This window comes from Methylomagnum sp., assembly GCF_054333355.1.
In genome coordinates, this window is sequence record NZ_JBTEKS010000256.1 from 1 (window position 1) to 6,345 (window position 6,345).

The 6,345-nt window shown below is 59.7% G+C and carries 8 protein-coding genes; 1 reads left to right on the forward strand and 7 read right to left on the reverse strand.

Translation table 11 applies throughout. From position 1 onward, the window contains the following. Positions 1-193: 193 nt before the first annotated feature. The 6 genes from ACXWUF_RS16350 to ACXWUF_RS16375 form a co-directional block, all read right to left on the reverse strand. Positions 194-394 (reverse strand): hypothetical protein, encoded by a 201-nt coding sequence (locus tag ACXWUF_RS16350; RefSeq protein ID WP_458495714.1) that lies wholly within the window; start codon positions 392-394, stop codon positions 194-196. A 145-nt stretch (positions 395-539) separates the two neighbouring features. Further along, a complete protein-coding gene (locus tag ACXWUF_RS16355) occupies positions 540-1,037 on the reverse strand; it encodes a hypothetical protein (protein ID WP_458495715.1) in 498 nt (165 codons plus the stop codon). 18 nt (positions 1,038-1,055) lie between these two features. Further along, on the reverse strand, positions 1,056-2,624 hold the full coding sequence (locus ACXWUF_RS16360; protein WP_458495716.1) for a tetratricopeptide repeat protein: 1,569 nt from the start codon (positions 2,622-2,624) through the stop codon (positions 1,056-1,058). 311 nt (positions 2,625-2,935) lie between these two features. Next, a complete protein-coding gene (locus ACXWUF_RS16365; RefSeq protein WP_458495717.1) occupies positions 2,936-4,261 on the reverse strand; it encodes a hypothetical protein in 1,326 nt (441 codons plus the stop codon). 227 nt (positions 4,262-4,488) lie between these two features. After that, entirely contained in the window at positions 4,489-4,683 is a 195-nt protein-coding gene (locus tag ACXWUF_RS16370; protein WP_458495718.1) for a hypothetical protein, read from the reverse strand. Next, entirely contained in the window at positions 4,680-5,105 is a 426-nt protein-coding gene (locus ACXWUF_RS16375; protein ID WP_458495719.1) for a hypothetical protein, read from the reverse strand. The genes ACXWUF_RS16370 and ACXWUF_RS16375 overlap by 4 nt, the downstream gene beginning before the upstream one ends. A 15-nt stretch (positions 5,106-5,120) precedes the next feature. Here ACXWUF_RS16375 and ACXWUF_RS16380 point away from each other — a divergent pair, with 15 nt between their 5' ends. Beyond that, complete coding sequence (locus ACXWUF_RS16380) at positions 5,121-5,342, forward strand: hypothetical protein (protein WP_458495720.1); 222 nt, start codon at positions 5,121-5,123, stop codon at positions 5,340-5,342. 598 nt (positions 5,343-5,940) lie between these two features. Here the strand turns inward: ACXWUF_RS16380 and ACXWUF_RS16385 are convergent. Next, positions 5,941-6,345, reverse strand: a 405-nt coding sequence (locus ACXWUF_RS16385) for a recombinase family protein (protein ID WP_458495721.1), incomplete at its 5' end; no start/stop codon positions are given.

Sequence of the window (6,345 nt, forward strand, 5' to 3'; positions counted from 1 at the left end):
GCTCACCTCGGGCTGATGGCCGCCGCCTTCAACCTGCTGGTCGGCTGGTTCGGCCTGACGGCGGACGAGGAGGATGGCTTCGTGCCCCTGTCCATCGCCGAGTTCGGGTTATAAGCACCGAAAACTAGCACCATTGGTTAACAAATAACAACCGGGGATTCTCAAGCTAAACGCCTGCTTGACGGCTGATTATTCAGGGCTTGCGCAGCGCTGAGGCATCGAAGCTGAACGCGCTTTGATAGGTCAGGGCAAATAACAAGGCAACCATCCTGAGTAAGGGTTTGGCCGCAAACAACGTCCCGACTTCCGCCGCGAAGTCGCGCCCGTCGCGCAACAGGGCTTCAACGAAGGCTGGCCCCGCGTGCCCGTAATGTCGCCCGGCGGTGGTCTTCAAGTCATCCGCCAGCGTTCGCCCATCGGGGAAGCCTTGCAGGTCATCGAAGGTGTCATGCTTCCGGTCGCTGGGACGTTCAGCAGGCGCACCAAGTTACGTAGGTTGGGCATGACTGTATGCCCGATCCATAGCGCTATTCAGGTATCTACGCGGATTGTTCCGAGAATTCGAGCCGCAACATGAGTTGCACCAAACCCTCGTCGGCTTTTTCCCCCGCCTCGGCGACGGCCCGGACCGCCTCATAGAGTTTGATGGCCACCGCCCATTCGGCGGGATCGAATTCATCGAAGGTATATTCCGGGTGCTTTTCCATGACGGCCAGGGTCGAGCGCACGAACCCTTCGTTCTCGTCGGCCTCCGAGTGTGCCTGCCGCGCTTCCGCGTCGAAGTCGGCCAGTGTCGGCAGATGGCGGACCATGTCCGCGAGGCCCGCCTCGGCTTGCTCAATCCAGCCGTTTTCGTCCTCGGCGCGGGCATCGTCAAGATCGTTGAGCGCGTCCCGGAGTTCGGTGCCGATGGCGTCCCCGTTCTCCCGCAATCGCAATGAGCGCTGCAATAGGATTTGGCTTTTCAAGCCCCGTAGCGATGCCTGCATTTGCTGGAATTGTTGGTCGGAGAGGATGGGTTTCAGGGTGTCGGGCATGGCGGTGTGGGGGGCGATTTATGGCTTTGTGGTTGGGAGGTTGGCGGGGGCAGCGGGCTGGTTCAGCCGTTCCAGTAGCAGGATGATTTCAGCGGCTTGGTCGTAACTTAGGGCGGGATTGTCGGCTAGGGCGGGGTCGCGGCTACCGGCGGCGATGGCATCCAGCGCGTCGAGTAGTGGAGATAAATGGGATAGTAAGTTCGGATCAGTCCATAATGTGCGCAAAGTCTCGGATGCCTTGTCTGACTTATTTAATGACAGCCACTCGCTCATATGAGCGCATAAACGTCCAGGCCCGTCGTGATTTTCGCCCCCATCACGGCGATAACTCAAAAAACATTCTAGCGCCCGCTGTCGGGTGGCGGTGGCGGCTTGAGGCTGGTCATGGGCGGTTTCGATGTCACAAAAGGTTTCCCAGAAACTCCAAGGCTGAGTGGCATGACCGTAGGCTTCATTGCATTCGATTGCGCGGCGGATTTGGGCGCGAGCCTTGGTGAGGCGGTTCAGCTTGCGGAACGTCCCGGCTAAGTTGTTTCTAGCTTTACCCTCGTTGGCAAGGTCGCCGAGGGTTGCAAATTTATCCGCCGCTTGGCCGTGAAAGGCGGCGGCGTCTTCCAGCCGGTTCATGCGGTCGTAGAGGTTGCCCAACTGGCCGATGGTACTGGCCTGCCCGGCGACATTTTTTTGTTCAATCTCAATATTCAGAGATTTCTGGTAAGCGTGTTCCGCTGCGGCATAGTCGTCGGTTTCCTGATGGACTCGACCGATTTGATGCCAAGCCGCTGCCACCTCACTTGGCTCGTCCAAGGCGGCGAAACTATCACGAGCAGCGGTATAGATCGAAAGAGCTTCCGAGTAGCGTCCTTGCAGCAAACGTACCGTGCCGAGTTGACCTTTACCAATGGCAACTTGCCGAGCATCTCCCTGTTTTTGAGCCCGGCTAATACTTCTCTCATAAACCTCTACGGCCCGTTTATAACGACCCAAAACGGCTAGGCAATTCCCCAATTCGGTTAACGCTAAAATTGTCGCCATTCGTTGCGCACCGCTGTTCGGTCGCATATCTTCTATCCGCTCAAAACGCTGTTCCGCTTCCACCAGGACGGGAAGCGCCGCTTCCGCTGCACCGCCTCGACACAGAGTCCGTCCAAAAAACCAGCAAGCCGCTGCCAAATCCAAATCCGCATTTGGATAAGCCTCTTCTCCTGCCGCAACCGCTCGCCGATAAAGCCCTTCCGCCAAGTCCAGCGCTTCGCCAAGCCGCCCTAAGTTACTGGCTTGCTCAACGCGGCTCGCCTCCAAATTGAACCGCGCATGGCCCCATTCCCCATCCGGCACCCCCAAAGCCGTAGCTTCCACCGGCAACCCCGCCCGCCGCACCCGATGAATGCGATTCAGCGTAGCCTCCAACCCATCTGGCAACACCCCCGCCCGCGCCACGCAAAAATCCACTACAACCAGCCGCCATTCCCAAAAATCCGGCGCGGCCTGCGCTAGTTCCGCCACCAGATGCACCGGCAACCACAACACCAATAGCGTCCCGCAACTCTGCGCCAAGCTTTCCCGATGCAGATTGAAACCCTCCATCCGCGTCCGGCCCACCGCCTCCCGTAACCACGCATCCAAGCCAACGATCTGGACCAAGTCCGCTCCGGCGGACGCCTCCGCCAATTGCGCCTCGAAATCGGCGAAATTGGCACAGTCCCGCGCATTCACCACGCGGGGTAAAGCCACCAATCGACTCAACTGATCCCGCAAGCTATCGCGGTAAGCGGGCGGATCGTTGTACAAGGCCAACGCCAACCGGAAGCCCCGGTAATGCCGGACGATCTTCTCCAATCGTCGCCAAGCGTCGACGTGCTCGGAACGGACGGACGAAAATTCGGCAACGGCGGCCATCACGGCTGCGACAATGCCTGGGCGGCCCGCCGATAGGCATCCAGCGTCCGCACCGCCGGGTGGGTCTGCCGCCAGAAGCTGTTGTATTCCAGCAGCGCGAGGTTATAAAGGAGGAATCGCACCCGATCATCGTTGCGCTCCCCGTCGCCGTGGTCGATCTCCGCCAGCACCGGATAATCCTCACTGTTGAGGATGCGCCGGAAATCGGTCGCCAAATCCGCCACCGCCGCCCGCGCCGCTGGCTCGTCCAGACATTCCCCAGCCGCCGCCAAAAAGGCGTTGTTGAGCAAGCGGATTAAATGGCGCGGGTTGCCGCCGGAATACTCGATGAGGTAATCCACCGTGGCCTCGCCGTCGAACAGCGCCCGGTCCACCCGCCGATAAACCAATTCCCGCATCGCCGCATAAGCCTCGGGCAAGGGCGTCGGGTCGTTCCGCTCGCGCAGCTTAATCATCGGCAACACCTGCGAACGGAACGCCTCGTGAACTTGGCCTTCCTCGCTGGAAAGCTGGATGGGGGCGCAATAGATGAAATTGCCCTCTACCTGCTGCAATTGGTAGGCGTCGTCAATGAAAAAGCGCTGCCGATCCTTCTGGTTGAGCCGGTCGGTGCCATCGACGATGAACAGCAAACCCCGACCCCGCTGCTCGCATTCGATGGTCTCGTTGGCAGCGGCCACCAACGCATTGAAGGCGGCGGCAAATTCCGAAAAATGGTTGCGAACCACCGTGCGGACTTCCTCCTTATAGGTGGAGTTGACCCGGAACGACGTGGTAATGGCGGCGAATAACTTAGCGACGAAGGGCAGGCCGGTTTCGGCGGAAATGCCGGTTTTGATGTCGGCGGCATAGTCCTGGGTCTTCTCGTGCTTTGCCACCCGCTCCTCGAACCAGGCTTCCAATGGCTCCACATAGTCAGGGGGAATGCCGATGTCGTCCTCGTCCAGCCGGTCCAGCAGCGCCGACGCCAAGGCCAGAAGAATGTCGGGATAGCCGAGATTATTGATGTCGAGGGCGATCAAGGCATCCAGGAACACCACGAAAAACCGCTGAGGGTCATGCAGCGTATGGCAGAGTCGGCGGAGTTCCGTGCTTTTCCCGCAACCCCGGTGGCCCATCAGCAATTGGTACAAGCGGATGGGCGGGACTCCCCGGAATTCCAAGTCGGTCGGATGAATCCGCAGGGTTTTGTACAGCCAGTCATAAGTGAAATGACCACGGGCCACGCTGGTGTCGACGAACCACGGACTGCGGTCATCGACGGGCGTGTCGTAGTTCAGTTTGTCGGGGATTTCCCAGAATGAGTGGGCAGTGGCGTCGGTCATGGCGGGTTCCATCTGAATGTAAGGAATTGAAGTTGCAGGCAGTTTAACATTCGCCCTTAATTCCCGATGCCAATGACATAGCCCGGACACTAGTGTAGGGCGGGGATATACTCATGCCCGACGTTACCTTTTCGGCATTGCCAATGTCGGGCATGGGAGTACATGTCCGACCTACGAAACTCGATATATGACAATTAAGGCCACTCCCTGGCCCCGCCCCTCATCCCTCAAGGCGCACTCACCACCACCTCGTCACTGAACTGCCCCACCTCCTCATCCCCGATCACATACACCGCCGTATAGCGCCGCAACTCCGGCTTGCCCGCATCCCGCAAAGGCCGGTTATCCACATAGGGCGCCACCGTGTCGCGGGCCAGGAAGCTGTACTTGCCGGTGGCTTCGTCGAACACATAGATGTTCACGCTCCGTCCGCTGCTTGGGGAAGCTCAGCACCACGATGCCGCCGGTTTGATCCACGGCGCTCAGCGTCGGCTTGAGGCTGGCGAGGTCCGCGCCGTTGTCCGGCCCGACAATGCCCAGCAGGGCACCGAACGCCTCGGTGTAACCTACGCCCGCCTTGGTTTGCCGGGCCAGGGCGCGGCACAGGGCTTCGGCGTCGCGGCGGGCGGCTTTCTTTCTCCTCCGTCGCGTGCCGCGCCGCCGCCTGGGCCTGCACCTGCGCGGCGAACTTGGCGCGGGCGCTGGCCGCCGTGGCTTTGATTTGCTCCGTTTGGGCCTCGGTCAGGCCCAAGTCGGCCTGGTGGGCTTCGCCCTGGGCGGCGAAATTGTCCAGCCAGGCCAGAAAATCGTTGTCGGCAATGGGGATGAAGTCGGATTTAGCCATGTCATTGCTCCAGTGGTGAACGAAGATTCCGGCGGAACCGCGCCGGGCGGGGGACGGCGGGCCGAATCGGTTCGGCTCGCCGGAAAGGGTTCGCACCGGGGCGTCCAGACGCGCCGCACGGGCGGCAAGGCGGGCGGACTGGGACTCCAGCTACGGCAACAGGGCACCGTGTTATGGCAACTGGAGCCTCCGTTGCGCCGACTGGGTATACAGTTGAGACGACTGGAGTCCCAGTGACGCCGACTGGGCGTCCAGTGGCGGCCACGGGAATTCCCGTGGCCGTAATTGAGCCTCTAGGGATGGCCGCGGGCGCCCTGATGGAATAAAACTGTGCGATTGATCTGCTTATCCGCGCCCGCTTGGTGGGCCTTCGGACGGCATGTCCGACGCGATACAGCGAAGTAAGCAAGCTGGACTGGGGAGTGATAGTGGCAGGAATTTCCCCCTAGAATGGGAGGCAATTGTACAGATTTATCAAGATATACGCGGTGTACGGTCCACCATTGCGGCATGTGCCGGGTCCATCTGGACGCAACTGTTTCTTTTTGATTGTGAATGATGGGGGGTGATAAATAAGGAGCATTCGACGGGCAACAAAAAACCCGCAAGCCAAAGGGCTTGCGGGTTTCGCATTTGGAGTGAGGTCTCAATCAAATTCAACAAAAATTTCTGTAATTTCGGGGCTTGCGGCGATTCTGCATTTTTCTATGCCCCCAGATATGCCCCCACTTCGATTTAGCTTGCCGCCTTCTGGTCCGCTTTAGTCTTGGTGCGGACAGGCCAACATCGGCGGCTTGTTAAAACCCACGGGGCAAGAAGGCCAACCCCGGCAGGTTCAGCCGTTCGCGGCGCTCTCGCCCAAGAGCCGGCAAACGCTGGCTTTGCTTAGGCCGTACTCATTCATCAAGTCCTTGATGAGTGCGCCCCTCGCCCGCTTGGCCTTCATTTCCTCAATCTGGACGGGCGTTAGCTTGGCCTTCCGCCCGAACTCCACGCCTTTTTCCTTGGCCGCTTCAATGCCGTCTAGCTGGCGTTCCTTCCTGATTTCGGTCTCAAACTCGGCGATGGCGGACAGCATGTTGAACATAAACCGTCCGGTCGGCGTGGTGGTGTCTATGGCTTGGTCGATCACCCGAAGCTCCACGCCTTTCTCTTTGAGTCGGTCGGCGATTTGGGTCAAGTGCAGGGTGGACCGGGCCAGCCTATCAAGCCGGGAAATCACCAGCGTATCCCCGTCCCG

Excerpts from the sequence above, each read along its gene's own strand:
- ACXWUF_RS16355 (WP_458495715.1), bottom strand. The coding sequence starts at position 1,037 with ATGCCCGACACCCTGAAACCCATCCTCTCCGACCAACAATTCCAGCAA.
- ACXWUF_RS16360 (WP_458495716.1), bottom strand. The coding sequence starts at position 2,624 with ATGGAGGGTTTCAATCTGCATCGGGAAAGCTTGGCGCAGAGTTGCGGG.
- ACXWUF_RS16365 (WP_458495717.1), bottom strand. The coding sequence starts at position 4,261 with ATGACCGACGCCACTGCCCACTCATTCTGGGAAATCCCCGACAAACTG.
- ACXWUF_RS16375 (WP_458495719.1), bottom strand. The coding sequence starts at position 5,105 with ATGGCTAAATCCGACTTCATCCCCATTGCCGACAACGATTTTCTGGCC.